Origin of the sequence: Bartonella sp. MM73XJBT, from assembly GCF_028618465.1 — a bacterium.
Taxonomy (GTDB): Bacteria; Pseudomonadota; Alphaproteobacteria; order Rhizobiales; family Rhizobiaceae; genus Bartonella.
The window spans coordinates 24,399-47,119 of the sequence record NZ_JAQISY010000014.1 but is presented as its reverse complement, the minus strand read 5'-3'; the positions used below and the strand labels follow the sequence as shown (position 1 = coordinate 47,119).

The 22,721-nt window shown below is 38.0% G+C and carries 15 protein-coding genes and 1 pseudogene; 7 read left to right on the top strand and 9 right to left on the bottom strand.

Translation table 11 applies throughout. The features are described from left to right. The first annotated feature begins 29 nt into the window (after positions 1-29). From PVV69_RS06045 to PVV69_RS06035, 3 genes are all read left to right on the top strand, one after another. Positions 30-1,067 carry a tyrosine-type recombinase/integrase gene (locus tag PVV69_RS06045; RefSeq protein WP_273756833.1) on the top strand — a complete coding sequence of 346 codons (1,038 nt, stop codon included), beginning with the start codon at positions 30-32 and terminating at the stop codon, positions 1,065-1,067. An 867-nt stretch (positions 1,068-1,934) separates the two neighbouring features. After that, entirely contained in the window at positions 1,935-3,149 is a 1,215-nt protein-coding gene (locus tag PVV69_RS06040; RefSeq protein ID WP_273756832.1) for an NADP-dependent isocitrate dehydrogenase, read from the top strand. 120 nt (positions 3,150-3,269) lie between these two features. After that, a complete protein-coding gene (locus PVV69_RS06035) occupies positions 3,270-4,697 on the top strand; it encodes an MFS transporter (protein ID WP_273756831.1) in 1,428 nt (475 codons plus the stop codon). Positions 4,698-4,711: 14 nt separating this feature from the next. Here PVV69_RS06035 and PVV69_RS06030 read toward each other — a convergent pair whose 3' ends face one another. The 7 genes from PVV69_RS06030 to ssb form a co-directional block, all read right to left on the bottom strand. Further along, entirely contained in the window at positions 4,712-5,920 is a 1,209-nt protein-coding gene (locus PVV69_RS06030; RefSeq protein ID WP_273756834.1) for an MFS transporter, read from the bottom strand. Positions 5,921-6,616: 696 nt separating this feature from the next. Continuing rightward, entirely contained in the window at positions 6,617-7,735 is a 1,119-nt protein-coding gene (gene tgt, locus PVV69_RS06025) for a tRNA guanosine(34) transglycosylase Tgt (protein ID WP_273756830.1), read from the bottom strand. 1,130 nt (positions 7,736-8,865) lie between these two features. Continuing rightward, positions 8,866-9,378, bottom strand: coding sequence for a peptidylprolyl isomerase (locus PVV69_RS06020; protein WP_273720886.1), 513 nt, complete (start codon positions 9,376-9,378; stop codon positions 8,866-8,868). Between the two features lie 19 nt (positions 9,379-9,397). Beyond that, entirely contained in the window at positions 9,398-9,991 is a 594-nt protein-coding gene (locus tag PVV69_RS06015; protein ID WP_273756829.1) for a peptidylprolyl isomerase, read from the bottom strand. After that, positions 9,981-10,502 (bottom strand): pantetheine-phosphate adenylyltransferase, encoded by a 522-nt coding sequence (coaD, locus tag PVV69_RS06010; RefSeq protein WP_273756828.1) that lies wholly within the window; start codon positions 10,500-10,502, stop codon positions 9,981-9,983. The genes PVV69_RS06015 and coaD overlap by 11 nt, the downstream gene beginning before the upstream one ends. Positions 10,503-10,523: 21 nt before the next feature. After that, positions 10,524-13,310: a DNA gyrase subunit A gene (gyrA, locus tag PVV69_RS06005; protein ID WP_273756827.1), complete on the bottom strand. Its 2,787-nt coding sequence runs from the start codon at positions 13,308-13,310 to the stop codon at positions 10,524-10,526. Positions 13,311-13,541: 231 nt separating this feature from the next. Next, the gene (ssb, locus tag PVV69_RS06000; protein ID WP_273720882.1) at positions 13,542-14,054 is read right to left on the bottom strand and encodes a single-stranded DNA-binding protein; all 513 of its coding nucleotides are present in this window, start codon (positions 14,052-14,054) and stop codon (positions 13,542-13,544) included. Between the two features lie 334 nt (positions 14,055-14,388). On the opposite strand from ssb, the gene uvrA reads away from it, so the two are divergent. From uvrA to PVV69_RS05980, 4 genes and pseudogenes are all read left to right on the top strand, one after another. Then, on the top strand, positions 14,389-17,289 hold the full coding sequence (uvrA, locus tag PVV69_RS05995; RefSeq protein ID WP_273756826.1) for an excinuclease ABC subunit UvrA: 2,901 nt from the start codon (positions 14,389-14,391) through the stop codon (positions 17,287-17,289). Between the two features lie 321 nt (positions 17,290-17,610). Beyond that, positions 17,611-17,838, top strand: a pseudogene (locus PVV69_RS05990) (P-II family nitrogen regulator); the annotation flags it as partial. A gap of 52 nt (positions 17,839-17,890) precedes the next feature. Continuing rightward, positions 17,891-19,300 (top strand): type I glutamate--ammonia ligase, encoded by a 1,410-nt coding sequence (glnA, locus tag PVV69_RS05985; RefSeq protein WP_273756825.1) that lies wholly within the window; start codon positions 17,891-17,893, stop codon positions 19,298-19,300. A gap of 156 nt (positions 19,301-19,456) precedes the next feature. After that, complete coding sequence (locus tag PVV69_RS05980) at positions 19,457-20,002, top strand: hypothetical protein (protein WP_273720879.1); 546 nt, start codon at positions 19,457-19,459, stop codon at positions 20,000-20,002. 24 nt (positions 20,003-20,026) lie between these two features. Here the strand turns inward: PVV69_RS05980 and PVV69_RS05975 are convergent, their stop codons facing one another. Together PVV69_RS05975 and PVV69_RS05970 are read right to left on the bottom strand one after the other, a co-directional pair. Further along, entirely contained in the window at positions 20,027-20,809 is a 783-nt protein-coding gene (locus PVV69_RS05975) for an ATP12 family chaperone protein (RefSeq protein ID WP_273756824.1), read from the bottom strand. 712 nt (positions 20,810-21,521) lie between these two features. Beyond that, positions 21,522-22,505 carry an RluA family pseudouridine synthase gene (locus PVV69_RS05970; RefSeq protein WP_273756823.1) on the bottom strand — a complete coding sequence of 328 codons (984 nt, stop codon included), beginning with the start codon at positions 22,503-22,505 and terminating at the stop codon, positions 21,522-21,524. Positions 22,506-22,721 lie beyond the last annotated feature (216 nt).

Here is a 22,721-nt window from a genome sequence, read left to right as displayed (position 1 = left end):
ATTATGATATCGTCTTATAGGCTGTCACCATGCCAAAACCACGCCCTCCTTATCTTCTCAAAGAAATCACACGCCATGGCAAAATCATATGGTATGTACGCATTGGTCATGGGAAACGTATTAGAATCCGTGGAACCTATGGAACACAAGAATTTGTTGACAACTACAAAATGGCAATTGCCGAATTACAAGGACTTATACTCCCAAAATCTAAAACCGGTAAACTCACTGAAGGTTCATTTGCATGGCTGCTGAAACAGTATTTTAACAGCTCTGATTGGCATAGCTACGCTAAAGCTACGAAAAGACAAAAAGAAACTATACTTATGAAGGTATGTGATAGCATAGGAAACATTCCATACAAAGCAATTGAAAAAAAACATATCATAGCTGGTGTTGAACGGCGTAAAGAAACACCAGCAATGGCTAGAAACTTTCTGAAAGCCCTTAATGGACTTTTTAATTGGGCAATTGAACAAGGTCTTTTGGAGACTAATCCAACTGTAGGAGTAAAAAGACCAGCTCTTAACAATAAAGATGGCTTTGCTGTTTGGACAGAAGAAGATGTTGAAAAATATTACCAACACTGGTCGCATGGTACCCATGAACGTGTTTGGATTGATGTTCTTTTGTATACGGGTTTACGTCGTGGTGATGTCGTTCGTATTGGTTGGAAAGATGTAAAAGATAATATCATTCATCTCAAAACAGAAAAAAGTAAATTCCAAACAGATGTTTTTCTTCCCATTTTACCAGAATTAGCAAAGACACTTAAAATTGGTCCTGTTGGAGAAGAAACATTCATCTGTAGTAAAACGAATCAAAAATTTATCAAAGAAAGCTTTGGAAATGCATTTAGAGACGCTTGTAATGCAGCTGGAATTAAAAAATCAGCACACGGATTGAGAAAATTAGCAGCAACACGCGCCGCTAATTCCGGTGCAACAGTTTCACAACTCAAAGCAATTTTTGGCTGGACAGAAGACCAAATGGCATCTCTTTATACAAAGAGCGCAGACCGTAAAAGACTAGCAATAGAAGCGATAAAAAAGCTCCAAAAAAGTTAGGGGTAGAAGCAAATAAAACATTATAGAATCAGAATCTATCAATCCCCTTATATTCAATATAAATTTTTGATTTTATTTGCTTTCTTTTTGCCCCTTGGGCGTACCATACTCTCTTTTTTATAAAATAACGTATTGATTTTATTTATATAAAATGAAAGTATGGGATACTAGAACGAAAATGAGGGAATAGAATTTTCCAATATGCCTCTACAGAGTATTTTCTTGGTAAATTATTTATAAAAATGATTTGGATGCTTCTAAACTCTCTTTAGACTTACCCCGCCTCTTTTATTAAATAAGATATTGATTTTATATACTCTTTTAAAGTTAAAGAATAAGATAAAGATAGTACTTTACACACCGATAATCAAAAGTGAGAACTCAATCAACAAGAGAATCTTTTGATAATTCCATCTCGTATTAAGAAAGAATTTATAAGCTGTACGAACATAAAATATATAGTGTAAGTTTTTGATTAAAGCTTAGCTCTAGCCTTTATAAGTTTTTTTACTCAAAGTGACTTTAATCATTTCCGGAACATCCTGAAAGATTAGCAAAAAATGAGTTTATATAATCAATTGCTCATTATCCCCTCTTTATCACAGTGGATTTTTACACCAACAAATCATGACTTTACTAAGCTCATATAATAATTGAAAAAACTGTCAATAAAATGAATAAACCCTATACCATCAGTAAGATCCACCTAACACATGAACTCCCCAATAAAATTTTTACTTGCTAGAAAGACATATCTTTAATTGATATCATATTTGAAGAGTTCTTCATCATTCTTGTTTTTACTTTTCATAACAAGTCTGAAAGTGTTATAAAATATAATATTACTTAAACAAAAAAGGACTTCTAATGGCAAAGATCAAAGTAGAAAACCCCGTTGTTGAACTTGATGGGGATGAAATGACCCGGATCATTTGGCAATATATCAAAGATAAATTGATCCATCCTTATCTCGACATTGATCTCAAATATTATGATCTTTCTATCGAAAATCGAGATGCAACCAATGATCAGGTAACGATCGATTCTGCCAATGCTATCAAAAAATATGGAGTTGGCATAAAGTGTGCAACCATCACACCAGATGAAGCACGTGTTAAAGAGTTCAACTTAAAAAAAATGTGGAAATCACCCAATGGTACGATTCGTAATATTTTAGGGGGAGTTATTTTTCGCGAACCTATTATCTGTAAGAATGTCCCACGTCTCGTACCTAACTGGACAAAACCAATTATTATAGGGCGTCATGCCTTTGGTGATCAGTATAAAGCAACAGATTTTAAATTTCCTAGTAAAGGAAAATTAAGTATTAAATTTGTTGGTGATGACAATCAAGTTATCGAACATGATGTCTTTGACGCTCCAAGCGCAGGGGTTGCTATGGCTATGTATAACCTTGATGAATCCATCCGCGACTTTGCGCGCGCATCTTTTAATTACGGCCTACAGCGGAATCTTCCAGTTTATCTTTCAACAAAAAACACTATACTAAAAGCTTACGATGGTCGTTTTAAAGACATCTTTCAAGAAATATTTGAGACAGAATTTAAAACCGAATTTGAAAATCGTAAGTTATATTACGAACATCGCCTCATTGATGACATGGTTGCTTCTGCACTTAAATGGTCAGGTGGATATGTCTGGGCATGTAAAAACTATGATGGTGATGTGCAATCAGATATCGTTGCTCAAGGCTTTGGCTCGCTTGGACTCATGACTTCTGTTCTCATGACGCCAGATGGTAAAATTGTTGAAGCAGAAGCTGCACATGGTACAGTAACACGCCATTACCGCCAGTATCAAAGAAATGAAGAAACATCAACAAATTCTATTGCATCTATTTTCGCATGGACACGTGGGCTAGCGCATCGTGCCAAATTGGATAAAAATGAAAAATTAAAAAACTTTGCCACAGCATTGGAAAAAGTTTGTATTAAAACCGTTGAAGAAGGTTTTATGACTAAAGATCTTGCCCTTTTGGTTGGACCTAAACAAAAATGGCTCTCTACAACAGGATTCCTTGATAAAATTAATGAAAATCTTAAAAACGTAATGGAGTATTAAATTATAATCTCATTTAAATTTCAAAGCTCTGCGCAAGAAGAGCTTTGAATCTCTCTTGGCAAATTCAAAGAGCTGTCTTATAAAGTAAGGGAAGTTAACTTTTTACTAATAGTAATAACAGTGAAAAAACAAGGCTGGTCTGTACTCTTATGGGGGAAGAATGGTATTCGCTTTTTGACGTTTACAGGTGGTGTTATGTTACACGCCACCAATATCTATATTGTTGTCACCATTTTACCCTCTCTTATGAGTGAGATGAACGGTGATCTTTATTATTCTTGGGTAGCAACTGTTTTTATTATAGCATCACTTCTTGGGACTTCACTTGCAACAAAAATATTAGGGGAAATCGGCCCTCGCAAAGCTTATATTATCTCTGGATTGATCTTTATCGTAGGAACCTTTATATGTAGTCTTGCGTCTACTATGCTCTTATTTTTGATAGGGCGCTTTATTCAAGGATTTGGAAGCGGCTCTTTACTATCTCTATCCTATTCTATGATACGTATTGTCTGCAATCCATCTGTATGGTCACATGCATTAAGTGTTATCTCCGGAATGTGGGGAGTATCAATCCTATTAGGACCAGCTATCGGTGGCATTTGCATACATTATGGTGTATGGAGGGCATCCTTTTGGATCATTGGGGCATTAGCAATAATCTTCTGGATCATAGCCTTTAAGGTTTTACCAAAAGAAAATAAAAATGATATTCCAAAATCCCCACTCCCTCTCGCACAACTCCTCACACTCACTTTGTTGATTTTTATCATTTCTATTGGGGGAGCTATGAATGCTACAGTTGCAAAAATCTGTGGGTTAGTAATCGGATTGAGCCTTCTCTTTGTTCTAGCAAAGATCGAAACGTTTACACTTCATCCTATGTTACCGCGCAACTCTTTTTCTTTCTCTTCTGAGTTTTTTCCTGTCTATGCATTGATACTTATTATAACTATAGTCGTATATAGTATAGAGCTTTATTTTCCACTTTTTCTTCAAGAGCTTCATGGTCAGCCTCCACTTATTGCCGGTTATATAGCATCCCTCATGAGTTTTGGTTGGACATGTGGTTCTCTATCAAGCGCTGGTATATCCACAAAAAAAGTTCACAGCCTCATTATATATTCCCCTCTATTAAGTCTTTTGGGCATAAGCATTCTTTTATGGCTCGTTCCAACAGACACTTCTCCATCTGAATATATTTTTATCATTTTATGTTCATTATTTACTATCGGGATGAGTGCTGGCATAGCATGGCCGCATTTGCTAAAACGAATATTACAATGTGCAAATGATGAAGATGCTTTACGTGCTAGTGAATCCCTTACCTCTGTACAACTTTTTTCAGCTGCATTAAGCGCAGCACTTGCAGGAACAATTACCAATCTTGCTGGTCTCTTTAATCCTGGAGGAGTAGTAGGGATGATTTCAGCCGCAAAAACCCTGCTTGTGGCACTGATTAGTCTTTTATTTTTTCTTGGTATTCCATTTGCTCTACGTGTTTCCTATAGCATATTAAAAAATCCAACAGGACAATCAAAAAGCTGAATAAATCAAAAATATTAAACACGCTTTTCCATAGACCATGAAATGCAAAAAATCACTAATCCACAGAAGGTTAAAACACTTCCAACAAGGGCGGTATATTCGTAACTATAGCCCAACTTTAAAACCAATCCTCCAGATTCTGCACCAAGAGCATTGGCGATATTAAAAGCAGATTGCATTAATGCTCCTGCCAAAATCTGTCCATGAAGAGCAATATCCATGATTTTTGTTTGTATAGAAGGCATAGCGGCAAAAGAAGTACCAACAAAAAAACATCCTAATGCTGCCGTTAACGAAGCATGGGATAAAAAGAAAAACAGAAAAAAAACAAATGTACTCCAAAGCATAGAAAAAAATATCATTGGTGAAAGACCAACTTTAACTGCAAATTTAGGTCCTAAAAGATTTCCTACCACCATTCCAAATCCAACTAACGGCATAATAAATGGTACCCACTCAAGCGGAACACCAGAAATATGCATTAATGTTGACTTAATATAAGTAAAAACAGAAAATAATCCTGAGGCTCCAATCGAAACCATCATTAAAAGAAACCATACTTGTTTTTGCTTTAATGCAGAAAGTTCGCGTAGAGGGGTTGTTTTTGAGAGATGCAAATCAGAGGGCAAAAACTTGCAAATAAGTAAACAACATAATAAAGCAAGAGCGCCAACAAGGATAAAAGCAATCTGCCAACCAACAAGCTGACCAATCCAAGTTGCACTTGGTGCTCCTAAAACGGTCGCAATTGTCAAACCAAGCATAACATAGCCAACAGCTTTGGAACGCTCATTCATTTCCACCATTGAAGCTGCAAATAGAGTCGCAAGACCAAAATAAATGCCATGGGGAAGTCCACTGATAAAGCGTAACGTTATCAATATGCTAAAATCAGAAAAAAGAGCACTAACAATATTTGCCAGCGCATAAAAAAACATCAATCCTGCCAAAACAGTTTTACGTGAGAAAGGAGCTGTTACAACAGCTAAAAGAGGAGCTCCAATCACAACACCCAGTGCATAAACAGAAATATACTGACCTGCTGTCGGAATATCAACAGATGAGCTTTGCGCCATCTCTGGCTGTAGCCCCATTGCCACAAACTCTGCCGTACCAATCGCAAAACTTCCCACCGCAAGAGCGAAAATTGCCAAACACCGTGTATGAGAATCAACCCCTGATGCAAGAATGTTTTGTTTATGAGAATTTTTCACTGTCATCATTTCTGTATCGTGATATTTCAATTATAAATATCTGTAACGTGGCACAAATAAACTCAGAGCCTGTCTTACATCTACATCTAAAAATTTCAACGTATCATTAAAACATCGTCCACAACGAAAAAAACAACAGCGTTAGCTTTAAAATGCGTATTTATAAATAGAATTTGTTTTTAAACGATAGAGCAACTACAATCATTTCGTAATGAATACAGAACTTCAATTATGCAAATATTCTTATAAAAATAAGCTAAGAACTTAAAAATATTCATTATTTAAAATTTTCTCACTTACAATTTAAATGAAATCAGCTTCATAGCCACCCCCTAAATGAGAGAACTTTTTTAAAACTTCATTTTCTCATGAAAAAAATACAAAAATTAGTCTATAAAAGCGCAATTTTCATACTTCTTTAAGGGTTCGCTAACCCCTCATTAACATTGTTGCTCTAAACAATTATTAGAAACAGAAACAAACTGTTTTTCTCCGGATCAGGTAGCGCGTACCGGAGTAACAGTTTCTGTTCACTATCACAATTGCAAAAAGAATAACCTCGATAAAGCTGTGCAATCATGTTTTATTCCAAGACAGTTTTGTGCTTTTAAAAAGCATCTTCCACTTTTTCTTTAGTAAAACTTTTAATACAAAACAAATTGAACAATATGAAAAAGCAGATACCAATGCATGAGGATTAACTCTTTAGCGTCCTTGCGCCCATAAAGCACGGGTTTCAGCACAAAAATCGGCATAACACCCCTCCTCAATAGCATCACGAATTCCTTGCATAAGTTGTTGATAGTAAAAAAGATTATTCCAAGTTAACAACATACCACCAAGAGATTCACCAGATTTAATCAAATGATGCAAATAAGCACAACTATAATCATTTGCCGCAGGACAAAGAGACTGTGGGTCAAGAGGATGTGGATCTTCCGCATAACGCGCATTACGCAAATTAATTCTTCCAAAACGTGTAAAAGCCAAACCATGGCGCCCCGCACGTGTTGGCATCACACAATCAAACATATCAATACCACGAGCAACGCTTTGTAAAATATCATCAGGTGTTCCAACTCCCATGAGATAACGTGGCTTATCTTCTGGCAAAATCGGACAAGTAACATCCAATACAGCAGTCATAACACTCTGCGGTTCACCAACAGCTAGCCCTCCAATAGCATAGCCTTTCAAGTCCATCTCTTTTAATGCTTGAGCAGAACGTTCACGCAATTTCATATTATCACCACCTTGAACAATACCAAACAATGCTTTTTCTGTCTGCTCACCAAAAGCTGTTTTACAACGCTGTGCCCACCGCAATGAAAGTTCCATAGCAGCTTCTATTTCTTTTTCACTTGCAGGTAATGCAATACATTGATCCAATTGCATCTGGATATCCGCATCAAGAAGCCCCTGAATTTCAATCGAACGCTCTGGACTCATTTCATAATACGCTCCATTAATATAAGAGCGAAATATCACACCTTGTTCAGTAATTTTGCGTATTCCCTCCAATGACATAACCTGAAACCCACCAGAATCGGTTAAAATAGGTCCAAACCAGCGTGAAAATTCATGTAAGCCTCCTAAACGCGCAACACGCTCGGCTCCTGGACGCAACATTAAATGATAAGTATTGCCCAAAATGATATCTGCTCCAAGAGTACGTATCTGGTCCATATACATAGCTTTAACAGTTCCTGCCGTCCCAACTGGCATGAATGCAGGTGTACGAATAGCCCCACGACCCGTTATAATTTCACCACGACGGGCATAACCATCTTGAGCAATCTTTCTATAATGAAATGTTTTTATCATCACTCTCGTCTTTTTACTTCCATAGTTTCATACTGCCATAGAAAAGAAAAGCTATACCTCTCTTCAGAGGTAGCATCATAAACTTTATGGATTGATTCTCGATTTGCTAAACAATGTCACTAGCATAAAAAATGAAACGAGATAAAGAAATCTTCACGACCAAACCATGATCACAATCAACGTAATAATTTCCATTTCTCAGAAGGATCTAACAACATTACACGCCAAGATATCCATGCTCCCCCACTATAAATTTTAGAGAGTTATGAGATTTTTTTTAACAACAATATTCTTATTTTCACATACTTTCACTAGCGATCATACTTAGAGAATTTTATATTGATAGAAGAAATCTCTAAGATCTTGCCTAGAGTTTCAAATAGATTTTACTTTCATAGAAAAAATGACGTCTATAGATAAACGTAAACAGCCTAAAGCTTCTCCTTCATCTCCTCATAAAATGCAAATTCGTAAAGAATAGCTTGTCACTTTTTTTACAAATAAAAAAGCTCCATATTTTGCTTTCTATATCTCACCACACCTTGATTACTATATGAATAAAATAATATATTACATCGAAAAAGCACATTATTGCTTATATCAAAATTATATCTCATATCTATACTCAAATTACCATATATCAGTTATGATGAATACTTGGTTTCAGAAAAAGAATTGCCAAAAGCGCAAAAAAGCAAAGCAAAATCATCATTTTATCCAAACAAATACACCGAATGCAAACTATTACACGCGATAATTGCTTAGCAAATTGCATTTACATAAAAAATAAGTTTCAACCAACTCACCTGAAATACAAAAGTGGCTATAAAAACAATAAGTTCTAAATATTTATTGTTAAACAGATTAATCTTATCAAAATTACAAGCAAGCGGTATCACGTCAACATTAAATCTTATACTTTCTCTCTTATAGTGCGGTATTTGCCAACAATGGCAAAACAATACGCCGTAAGCTCATTAGCTCTAAAAGGAACGAAGTTTAATGCGTGAAAAGATACACCATATCCTTTTATGGATTAAAATCACGACAATTATTTTTCACAACACACAAGATAACAATCAGACGGAAAATATCTTCACTTAGTGCTTTTACAGCTGAAATGGATAATCCTATTCTATATCCGCAGCAATTATAGCTCTAATGATTGCATCAGGATCTACAACAGGTTCACCACGCTTAATTTGATCAATATTCTCCATGCCCTCAATAACCTGTCCCCATATGGAATATTGACGATCAAGCCAAGGAGCATCGGCAAAGCAAATAAAAAATTGTGAATTAGCAGAATTTGGATTCTGGCTGCGTGCCATAGAAACTGTACCACGCTTATGAGAAAGTTTCGAAAACTCTGCTGTTAAATTAGGTTTCTCTGAACCACCCATACCCGCACGTGATAAATTAAATTTTTCGCCGTCCTTTTTGCCAAATTGCACATCACCAGTTTGCGCCATAAAACCATCGATAACACGGTGAAAAATAACGTTATCATAAGCCCCTTCGCGCGCAAGCTCTTTAATACGTGCAACATGACTAGGAGCTAAGTCAGCAAAAAGTTCAATAGTCACCTTACCCTTGGTTGTTTCAAGAATTAAGGTATTTTCTAAATCTCTCATTTCGGCCATAGGGCTAGTCTCCTTTAATTCATCTCTCAGCTTGCAAAACAGCAGCATTAATAACATCAGGATTTGTTACAGATCCATTATTACTTGTGGACCCTTTTTTAATTTTATCAACAACATCCATTCCCTTTATGACTTCTCCAATAACCGTATATTGACCATTTAAAAAAGCAGCATCAGCAAAACAAATGAAGAATTGAGAATTAGCAGAATTTTGATCTTGTGAACGTGCCATACCAACAGTACCACGCTTAAATGGCTGCTTTGAAAACTCCGCCGGTATATTAGGATAATGTGAGCCTCCCATACCAACGCGCCTAAGATCAAATTCTACACTGTCCTTTTTTCCAAACTTTACATCACCAGTCTGTGCCATAAAGTCTGGAATAACACGGTGAAAGACAACATTGTTGTAAGCACCTTCTTTTGTTAATTTTTTGATTTGTGCAACATGCTTTGGCGCTAGATCAGGACGAAGACGTATCACCACATCACCCTTTTTGAGGGATAAAACAAGCACATTCGAGTTATCAGTGGCATTAGAATCATTTGCCACAGCGCTTAATGAAAAAAAACAAAAAAGACATGTCAAAACAGCAAAAAACCTAAGATACATAATCATTCTCTCCTGAAAATTGAAATTTTAAGCACAAAGCTCTCGCAATATTTGCAGGCACAAAGGGCGTTACATCACCTCCCATAGAAGCGATCTGACGTACCAATGTGGAAGTTATTACCCGCCCAGAAACACTCGCTGGCAAAAAAACCGTTTGCAATTCAGGAGCCATGATATTGTTCATCCCCGCCATTTGCATTTCATAATCAAAATCAGTGCCATCACGCAACCCGCGAATAAGAAAGGAAGCACCAATTTCACGCGCCTTATCAATCAAAAGAGTATCAAATGAAATAACCTGCAACCGTTCAGGACCTATATCTAACAACTCTTTTCCTGCCCCAGTAATTAAAGCAACACGCTCTTCAAAACTAAAAAGTGGTTCTTTTTTAGCCTGTACCCCTATAGCCACAACGACCTTATCAGCTAAAGCAAAACTGCCTTGTAAAATATCAAGATGACCATTTGTAAAAGGATCAAAGGAACCCGCATAAAGAGCAATTTTCTCCATTTCACTCTACACTTTTCAAAATTATTTCTTCTCGCTCACATCAACCGTATTAGAAGGTTCCCCTGCCTCACCATCTAATTGGTTATCATCATCCTCGGCTTCAGAAATACGCTCAACTGATACAACTTTTTCGCCTTCCGCTGTATTGAAAATCGTCACGCCCTTAGTCGAACGCCCCGCTATACGAATACCCTCAACAGGAACACGAATAAGCTGCCCTCCATCTGATACCAACATAATTTGATCTTGCGCATTCACCGGAAAAGCCGCCACTAATTTGCCAATTTCAGCCGTTTTAGATGGATCCGTTGCACGAATTCCTTTCCCGCCACGTCCCGAAATACGGAATTCATAAGAGGAAGATCGTTTCCCATAACCAAACTCACTTACTGTTAAAAGCATCTGTTCGCGTGCATGAAGTTCTGCATAGCGTTCCTCTGTCAACTCTGTTTCTGCCTCTCCCTCTTCTTCATCAAAAGTGACAATATCATCCGTCTCGGCTTCAGCCCCCACAGCACGGCGCTCATTAATCATACGTTTGACGTAAGCAGAACGCTCAACCGATGTGGCTTCAACATGTTCTAAGAGTGTCATCGAAATGACTTTATCACCATTAGCTAAATTAATACCACGCACTCCAACTGAATTACGCCCTGCAAAAACACGAACCTCAACGACAGGAAAACGAATACACTGTCCATTAGCCGTTATAAGCACGACATCATCATGTTCCGTACAAGTTTCAACAGAAAGAATTTCATCTCCTTCTTCATCAAGTTTCATGGCAATTTTGCCATTACGATTCACCTGAACAAAATCTGATAATTTATTACGGCGCACCGTTCCACGCGTCGTTGCGAACATAACATCCAATTCACTCCAATGCGACTCATCCCCTGGTAAAGGCATAATCGTTGTGATGCGCTCACCTTGCTGTAAGGGAAGCAGATTAATCAAAGCCCGTCCGCGCGACTGCGGCGTACCAAGTGGCAAACGCCAAACTTTTTCTTTATAAACAATCCCACGTGATGAAAAGAAAAGAACCGGTGTATGTGTATTCGCCACAAATAATCGTGTAACAAAATCCTCATCCTTTGTAGACATACCAGAACGCCCCTTTCCACCACGGCGTTGCGCACGGTATGTATTGAGAGGAACGCGCTTAATATAACCACTATGGCTCACAGTAACCACCATATCCTCTGGCGCGATCAGATCTTCGCTCTCCATCTCAGCGCTACCAAAACCAAACACAGTACGTCGAGGCGTAGCGAATTCTTCACGAAGAGCATTCAATTCATCTTTCACAATGCCCATGATGCGTGAACGCGATGCCAAAATACCTAAGTAATCAGCAATATCCACACCGATCTTATTTAATTCATCAGCAATTTCATCCCGCCCCAGTGCTGTCAATCTTTGCAAACGTAATTCTAAAATAGCGCGCGACTGCTCTTCAGAAAGATTATAAGTATTGTCCCCATGGATAATATGACGGGGATCGTCAATAAGTTTAATCAAAGGCGCGACATCAGCAGCCGGCCAGCGTCGTTCCATTAATTGCGCACGCGCTGTCTGTGGATCAGGAGCTTTACGAATAAGCGCTATAATTTCATCAATATTGGCAACAGCAAGAGCAAGACCAACCAAAACATGGGCCCGCTCGCGTGCTTTACGCAAAAGATATTTTGTCCGCCGGCTGACAACCTCTTCACGGAAAGAAACGAATGCACGAAGCATATCAAGCAACGTCATCTGTTCAGGTTTTCCCCCGTTTAAAGCCACCATATTACAACCAAAAGAAGTTTGCAGTGGCGTATAACGATACAATTGATTCAAAACAATTTCTGCAACAGCATCTTTTTTGAGTTCAATAACAACGCGATATCCATCACGGTCAGATTCATCACGCAAATCAGCAATTCCTTCGATGCGTTTATCACGCACCAATTCAGCCATTTTCTCAATCATCGTTGCTTTATTAACTTGATAAGGAATTTCACTCACAATAATTGCCTGCCGACCACTGCGAATTTCTTCGATATCAACTTTAGCGCGCATAATAATGGAACCACGTCCTGTTTCATAAGCCGCACGAACACCAGAATGGCCAAGAATAATACCACCAGTAGGGAAATCAGGACCTGGAATAATTTCAATAATTTTATCAAGTGTGATACTGGGATCATCAATCAAAGCAATACAACCATCCACGACTTCACCAAGATTATGGGGAGGAATATTGGTTGCCATTCCCACAGCAATACCACCTGATCCGTTAACCAAAAGATTAGGGAAACGTGCTGGTAAAACGATCGGTTCACGTTCTCGCCCATCATAATTATCCTGAAAATCAACCGTTTCTTTATCAATATCTGCTAATAGCTCTTGTGAAACTTTTTCTAAGCGACATTCTGTATAACGCATTGCTGCCGGCGGATCACCATCAACAGAACCAAAATTTCCTTGACCATCAATCAAGGGATTTCTCAAAGAGAAGTCCTGTGCCATACGCACCAAAGCATCATAAATTGAAGCATCACCATGGGGATGGAACTTCCCCATAACCTCACCAACAACCCCTGCAGACTTACGATAAGACTTATTAAAAGAAAGTCCCATTTCATTCATGGCATGAAGAATACGCCGATGAACAGGTTTGAGACCGTCACGTACATCCGGAAGTGCACGCGAAACAATCACACTCATAGCATAATCGAGATAAGAGCGTTGCATTTCATCAATAATACTGATTGGTTCAATACCATTCAGCACATCACGTTCTGGGTATGGAGTAAGATCGCTCACAGCTTCAAGACTTTCAAAAAAGAATCATTTCGCTTTAGTTTATATCGAAAAATGCAAAAAAATGCTAATTTCTCTCCCTTGAAAGAAAGGAAATTTAACAATAATTTTCAACATGTTATTTATTTGTATTTAAAATCATAGATAAAATACACAAGACTTAAATCTCCCCAGACTTTAAAAATCTTAAAACAAACAACAAAAAACAATAATAATACCGCATTCTAACAATGATTAAAAAGGTACATCATCGTCTAATTTATGTGAAAAACTTTCTTCTGGTTGGTTGTTGTGATGACCAAAAGCATTTTTCTGATTTGAACTACTATCAGCAAAACCACCACTGCCGTAACTCGCTTGATTTGCCCCTTGCATTTGCTCCCCACCAGAGCTCCCACGTCCATCAAGCATTTGCAATTCACCACGGTATTTTTGCAAAACGATCTCTGTTGTATAACGGTCATTCCCATTTTGATCTTGCCACTTTCGTGTTTGCAACTGACCTTCAATGTAAATTTTGCTGCCTTTTTTTAAATATTGCTCTACAACTTTGATAAGATTTTCGTTAAAAATAACGATATTATGCCACTCGGTTCGCTCTTTTCGTTCATTTGTATTACGATCACGCCAACTCTCTGACGTAGCAATCCGTAAATTTGCTACTTGATCACCAGAGGTCAAACGGCGGATTTCAGGATCTGCACCAAGATTACCAATCAAAATAACTTTATTAAGGCTACCAGCCATCGCATAAACTCCAAAATTTTAATTTGCAAATAATCTTTTTTATAGAGCGGTCATTACCATCTTGACCTTGTCATCTGCATATCTGCAATTGACCTTCAATGTGGATTTTGTTACCCTTTCTAAAATATCGTATCGTGTAATTATAACAAAAGATGATAACAACGCATAGTTTTATTCGATCACCACAGAATAAAAAGCTGTTTTCTAGGTTTTTCTTTCCACAGAAGTTACATTCTTTATCCCCTTTAGAGCAATTGAACGCGTTGTAATTCTAAAAAACAGTTTTATCCTAGTTGTGATGCTCGATTTTTGTTATATATGCCAAGGACAGAATATGGTTCACCAAAAATACATCTCCATTCGCGGCGCACGTGAACATAATCTTAAAAATATTGATCTCGACCTTCCTCGTGATAAACTCATCGTTATCACAGGACTTTCTGGATCAGGCAAATCATCTTTAGCTTTTGATACAATTTACGCCGAAGGTCAACGCCGTTATGTTGAAAGCCTTTCAGCTTACGCGCGCCAATTTCTCGAAGTGATGCAAAAACCCGATGTTGATCGCATAGATGGTCTCTCTCCCGCCATCTCTATTGAACAAAAAACAACCAGCCGTAACCCTCGTTCAACGGTTGGAACTGTCACTGAAATCTATGACTATATGCGACTTCTCTTTGCACGCATTGGTATTCCTCATTCACCAGCGACAGGACTTCCTATTGAAAGCCAGACGGTAAGCCAAATGATTGATCAAATTATGGACTTACCAGAAGGGACACGAATTTTTATTATGGCCCCTTTAGTACGAGGACGAAAAGGAGAATACAAAAGAGAGCTAGCCGAGCTTTTAAAAAAAGGCTTTCAACGTGCTAAAGTTGACGGAAAATTCTATGAAATTCCTGATATTCCTCCTCTTGATAAAAAGTATAAACATGACATAGATGTGGTGGTAGATCGTATTGTTGTAAACAATGACATTGCCTCTCGCTTAGCAGATAGTATTGAAACCTGTTTAAAGCTAGCAAATGGCATTGCCGTTGCTGAAATGGCAGACCAACCTTTAGCACAAAAAGAAACCACAAAGGAATCGGCAAATAAGTCAAAAAATGAAACACACAAACGACTTATTTTTTCAGAAAAATTTTCTTGCCCAATCTCTGGATTTTCTATTCCTGAAATTGAGCCACGTCTTTTTTCATTCAATAATCCTTTTGGCGCTTGCCCTCTTTGTGACGGACTTGGCATTAAAAAGGCCATGGATCCCCAAAAAATTGTACCAAACAAAAATCTTACCTTAAAGAATGGAGCAATTGCTCCTTGGTCGAAATCATCTTCACTATACTACAACCAAACCTTAGAAGCATTAGGAAAAGTTTATGGATTTAAACTTACCGACAAATGGTGTGTCCTCTCAGATGAAGCACAACAAGCTATCCTTTATGGTACAAAAGGCAAAGAAATCTCCTTTATTTATAGCAATAATTCAAGCTCGCATAAAATGACTCAATATTTTGAAGGAATCATCCCCAATATGGAGCGGCGCTGGAAAGAAACCGATTCAGCGTTTTCACGTGAAGAAATCGAGCGTTATATGTCTTCTTCCCCCTGCCCAGCTTGTCATGGTTACCGCTTGAAACCAGAAGCGCTAGCTGTCAAAATCCACGGCATGCATATTGGGCAAATATCAGAACTTTCGATCCTAAAAGCGGATGATTGGTTTTCCAATATCCACCAATACCTCACTGAAAAACAACGAAGTATTGCAATCCGTATTTTAAAAGAAATTCGTGAACGACTCGCTTTTTTAAACCATGTAGGGCTTGAATATCTCACCCTCTCTCGAAGTTCTGGTACCCTTTCAGGAGGAGAAAGCCAACGAATTCGGTTAGCTTCCCAGATTGGCTCTGGTCTTACAGGGGTTCTTTATATTTTAGACGAACCATCCATCGGTTTACACCAACGCGATAATGAACGCCTTTTGACAATGCTGCACCATCTGCGTGATCTTGGCAATACAGTTATTGTTGTGGAACATGATGAAGATGCCATTCGCACAGCAGACCATGTGGTTGATATGGGCCCTGCTGCTGGTGTTCATGGTGGGGAAATCATAGCACAAGGTACACCACAAGAAATTATAGAAAATCCATCCTCTCTGACAGGGCAATATCTTTCAGGGAAAATGGCTGTTAGAATCCCTACCAAACGACGCAAAATATCAAAATCAAAAACACTTAAAATCATTGGAGCACGTGGAAATAATCTTAAAAATATCAGCACGGATATCCCTCTTAGCACCTTCACATGCATAACGGGTGTTTCAGGTGGAGGGAAATCAACATTTCTCATTGAAACGCTTTTCAAAGCAGCATCGCATCAGATCATGGGCTCTCATCAAAGCCCCGCAATCTATGACAAAATTGAGGGCTTAGAATTTCTCGATAAGGTTATTGATATCAACCAATCACCTATTGGGCGTACTCCACGCTCTAATCCTGCAACCTATACGGGTGCATTTACCCCGATTCGTGAGTGGTTTGCCGAACTTCCAGAATCAAAAGCGCGCGGTTATCAAGCAGGGCGTTTTTCATTCAATGTTAAGGGAGGACGCTGTGAAGCATGTCAAGGCGATGGTGTTATCAAAATTGAAATGCATTTTTTACCTGATGTTTATGTTACTTGCGATGTTTGCCAAGGAAAACGCTATAATCGAGAAACGCTAGAAGTAAAATTTAAAGGGCAGTCTATCGCTGATATTTTGGATATGACAATCGAAAAAGCTGAGGAATTTTTTCAGGCTGTTCCTAGTATTCATAATAAACTAAAAACACTCATTAAAGTAGGTCTTGGTTATATAAAAGTGGGGCAACAAGCCACAACGCTTTCAGGTGGTGAAGCCCAACGTGTAAAACTTGCTAAAGAACTTTCACGCAAAACAACAGGACGTACACTCTACATTTTGGATGAACCAACAACAGGTCTACATTTCCATGATATTTCTAAGCTCCTTGAAGTGCTACATGAACTCGTCGAGCAAGGCAATACAGTTCTCGTCATTGAACATAATCTTGAAGTTATAAAAACAGCTGACTGGATTATAGATCTAGGACCAGAAGGTGGAGATCGTGGAGGTGAAATCGTTGCCGTTGGACATCCTGAAGATATTATTCATGTTCCTGCTTCCTATACGGGAAAATTTCTGAAAGAAATTTTGCTGCGCCGGCCTTTATAGAATGCCAACCCTTGAAGCGGTTATCTATTATAAGATAAAGATGTACCACAATGAAGAAAGGTATATCTTCCCATTGTATTATTTTTATTCTTTATAAACCTTGGAAATATATTTTCTTAGAAAAGATAAGAGCACTTCAACTTTATGCTACAAGTAAAACGCTCTCTAAAAAACATCTTAAGCAATATAATTTGCAACTTTTTATGTGCAAATTGTGTACAAATTATGTACAAGCTATCTGTTGGACATCTGATAGTTGTCAATGCAACATGTGAAGCAGTTTAATAAAAACCAAATAAAGTTGGAGATAATTTCAGCATGAAAAAAAAAGAACATACAGAGCTCTACCACAATGCTGAATCTGTTGTTGATTTTCTACCTAAAATAAAGATTGGAATTGTTGTTGCCAATGAAAAGCTGAAACAAACCGTTAATACAATACGTAAAGCAGCCCCAACAAAACATAGAGGAGATGGAAAAATATTGTTTTTTTCCATTGATGATGCCGTTCATATAGGCACTAGCGATTCTAGTATAGATGCCCTTTGACAAATAATGACAAAACTTTTATCCATCTCAATCTCATATAAGGAATTTCAATATGACAACCGCTTCAGATATTATCAAACAGATTGCAGACAACGAGATCCGTTTTGTCGATTTACGTTTTACTGATCCGCAAGGAAAATTACATCATGTCACAATGGATATTTCAGAAATCAATGAAGATGCATTTAGCGATGGCGTTATGTTTGATGGTTCTTCAATCGCTGGGTGGAAAACAATTAATGAATCTGACATGATTTTGATACCAGACCCAGAAACAGCACATATTGATCCTTTTTTTGCGCAATCAACTTTAGCTATATTCTGTGACGTACTCGATCCTGTTTCGGAAGAATTTTATCGTAGAGATCCTCGTTCTATCGCCAAAAGAGCTGAAGCTTATATGAAATATTTAGGCATAGGTGATACAATCAATATAGGTCCAGAAGCAGAATTTTTTATCTTTGATGATGTACGCTATAAAACGACCCCTTATAATACAGGGTTTCAACTCGATTCAAGTGAACTACCATCCAATGATGATACAGAATATGAAACGGGCAATCTTGGCCATCGCCCACGAATGAAGGGTGGTTATCTTCCCGTTCCCCCGATTGATTCCTGCCAAGATATGCGCTCTGAAATGCTCACGGCACTCAAAGATATGGGAGTCCGTGTAGAGAAACATCATCATGAAGTAGCAGCCGGACAGCATGAATTGGGTATTCGCTTTGATACGCTCGTTCGCGAAGCTGACAAGATGCAAATTTTTAAATATGTCGTGCACCAAATAGCCAATAGCTACGGGAAAACAGCAACTTTTATGCCAAAACCAGTGTTTGGTGACAATGGCTCAGGCATGCATGTTCACATGTCCATTTGGAAAGATAGCAAACCCATCTTTGCTGGTAATGATTATGCTGGATTATCAGAAACTTGCTTGTTCTTTATCGGTGGTATCATTAAGCACGCAAAAGCAATAAACGCCTTCACCAATCCCTCGACAAACTCTTATAAGCGTCTAGTGCCTGGTTATGAAGCGCCTGTCCTTCTTGCTTATTCCGCACGCAATCGTTCTGCATCTTGCCGTATTCCAATGAGTCGTTCACCAAATTCAAAACGCGTAGAAATACGTTTCCCAGATCCCGCAGCAAATCCTTACTTAGCCTTTTCTGCACTTTTAATGGCTGGTCTTGATGGCATAAAAAATAAAATTCATCCTGGGCAAGCCATGGATAAAGATCTTTATGATCTTCCTTTAAAAGAACTGAAAGAAATCCCTACAGTCTCAGCAAGTCTGCGCGAAGCACTTGAAGCACTTGATAAAGATCGTAACTTTCTTAAAGCTGGAGACGTTTTTGATGATGATCAAATTAATTCTTTTATTCAAATAAAAATGCAAGAAATTTTACGTTATGAAACAACGCCCCATCCTGTTGAGTTTGATATGTACTATTCTGTTTAAAGCATAATCAGTCATTCCTTTTAATTTTAAAATGGAGATTAAAATCTCCATTTTTGTGGATATTCTTCTCATTACAAAGCACAAGTGGCTTTTTGCCAATATGCTTTTCCTTTATAATTTAATGGAATCCATTCAAATCAATTAATAAGGTTTCTAATGCTACGAATTCGTTCTTTATTTCTCATTCTTTTATGCATTGCCTTTACGATATCGACAACTCAATCTTTTACAATTACAAATCAAAAACTTATAGACCTTGAACAAGCAGCATTTGCCTACAGCAAAGCAATTCAAAATGCCGATGCGAATACTATCTTAAACGCTATTCCCCCCCAGATTATCGACAGCTTCACTGCTAAGAAAAAATTCAGTAAATCACAATTCCAACAAATCATGAAAAGCCAAATAGAACGGTTGGCGGAAAATTATAAAATTGAGAGTATCCACATTGACCAAAAACAAAAACGTGAAGGCAAACTTGATAATGGTATCCCTTATTTTGTTATACCGGTAGAATTTGTCACCATAACAAATACTGGAAAAAAATGCTCTATTCAAACCGAGCTTATTGCCATTTTTGATAATGACAAGTGGTATTTTATCCGTGGGAATGATGAAGCAATCTTAAACATCACCAGTGAAGCATTTCCTGGTCTTGAAAAAATAAAAGTCAATCCTCAGAAAATCACAAAAATACTATAAAGGAGGTATAATTAAAATTTTTCCTTATAAACAAGTTGTGATGACCGTAGCAGCAGCATCAAATTCAATTTTTTTATGAGCGCGGCGCATCATTGCTTCTTCATCAGTCCCCCATTGTTCTATCATCCAATCTTCATCTAAATGGGCGATATTCCAAGCATGATCTGCATCCATTTTCCTCTCCGCAACAACAAGAGCAATAAGTGCTGACCCTGTTAAAGTTGTCATCATATGCAGTGCAGCAAGCATATAAGGAGATTCAACTTTACGCAGATAATTACTTACCGCTTGAACAGCTTCGCGTGATTGTTCCACATGCATAAGCCCTTCTGTTATATAAAAACGGGCACCAAGTTTTTCTTCGGCCCAATCTAATAAAGAATCCCACTGTTCACATTGCCGCTGTACGAGTTCCTTTGGTGTTTGTGCACGATAAAAGATCATATCACATGCAACAAAACGTAAGAAATCTTCAAAAACAACCTGCATATCATCAGCAATGCCATCAATCACAGTATTCACAAGACGCGTCATCGGCATTTGAGCTGGATTAATAACTTGCTTTTGGTTTTCAAACTCCTTCGCCACAAATGTGGCAAACACTTCTGTTGGTACAAGGAAATGGCGCTTTGCCGGTGTTTTAACTGGACGTCCATCCAACAACAGAGAAAACCCTCCTTCCTCACAAGAAACCTTTACTTCCCTATAAAATCGTTTTGGTAGTGATTGGCATAAAAGATTTTGAATTTTCGGAACAGAATTATTTTCATTCAATGGTCTATCAAAATGATTCAAAATTTCGCGCATATTGTTTCACCTCTGATATTTTCAAAAAATCAACTGGTTTTTCAAGATTCCCTTGATGAAGGTTTGAGGCTACCTCCCTCCTCTCTTTAAAGAAGGAGAAAGATCTTACCAACACTAATCTGATTAAAAACTATATTTCATATCTCTTTTATAAACAAGATAACGATGGTGTCTTATCACTTTCAGCCGCAACTGTTAGAACCATTTTCAAAAAGAATTTATCTTGATTTAAAAGCTTAAACGCGCTGAATTTGCCAGTAAAAATGCATTCATCACCTTGCAATTTATTCACTTATAAGAATGGTATCTACATTACAGCTTTTTAAAATGCTTCTCACAAAGCTTTAAAGCAGAAAAACGCGCATTGTCGCAAATAGAGAGCAGTGCGTTTTACTTTTCATCCTCTTGCTTAACAGCAGCCCTCATCCATTCGTCTCACATATCCAACTCATATCCCCCTTACGTAAAGTTTTCCTTGCCTTATATCACCGCCCTAAACGACGATATTTTACGGCACAATAGGATAACATAAGCAAAACTGTAGGCAAAAATCCGTAAATAATATTGACAAATTCAGTACTAAAAACCAATTATTTCATAATGATTACTTCTCAAGAATTTTCTTCAGAATAAGTAAGAGAGGTCATATCAAATCTGCAAAAAACTGCACAACTCAAAAAAACAAACAACAAAAACTCTTCCTTCATTTTACCTATTCTATATCACCATCATTCTCATTAAAAGCCAAAAGATTAAAACTTTGTACCATATGAGGTGGTAAGGGTGCTACGATATCTAATATCCCCCCTGAAGGATGAGGAATGCGAATCCGGCGTGCATGAAGATGAAGGCGATTTTGTATTCCCCCTGGCAACTCCCAATTACTATCGGAAAAAAAATATTTTGCATCACCGATAATAGGATGATCCATATGAGCAGCATGGACACGCAACTGATGTGTTCTCCCCGTATAAGGTTCCATTTCAAGCCATGAAAGAGTACGCCCTCGCGTATCTAAAACGCGATAATAGGAAACCGCGTGATAAGAATCTGGTTCCCCATGTTCACAAACGCGCATTTTATCCCCTTGAGAAGCACTATCTTTAACCATCCATGTTGAAATTTTATCTTGCTTTTTTTTAGGCACACCACGAACCAATGCCCAATAAGTTTTTTTCGTTTCGCGTGTTCGGAAAGCAGCCGTTAAAGCCTGAGCAGCCCCTCTTGACCGTGCAACGATAAGCACACCTGACGTCTCACGATCAAGACGATGAACCAACCGCGGTTTTTCACCTTTTTTATTGCGCCATACCTCAAGCATACTATCCACATGACGTGTCAAACCAGAACCACCCTGTACGGCTAGACCAGCAGGTTTGTTAAAAACAAAAATCTTTGGATCTTCATAAAGCAACATTTTTTTCAACACAGCTCTATCATCCTGTCCCCGAATTGTTTTATCCGTTACAGAAAGGCTTTCCTTGTTATCAACGGGCAAAGGCGGCACACGAACAGATTGTCCCATGAGAAGGCGCGTATCGGTTTTCACACGCCCACCATCAATGCGTATTTGGCCAGAACGCAACAATTTTTGTAAATGCCCAAATCCAAGTCCTGGATAATGCACCTTAAACCAACGATCCAAGCGCATTCCGTTTTCATCTGCTTCAACCTTTTTTATTTCTATGCCTGCCATGAAAGTTCCCTTACCAAATAATTTTGCCCAATAATTTTATTGGCCTGTTCTACGCCTCGCCTTGTATAAACGCAAAAATTGATACCCCCATAAAACCTACTTTATCACACCATATTACAATAAGTATCTAAAATTGCCTTTTCTTCACGTGCAAATTTTATTAGCTCAAGATTTAGCGATTACAAAATTGATAAGCTTTATGCTTGCGATAGCTAG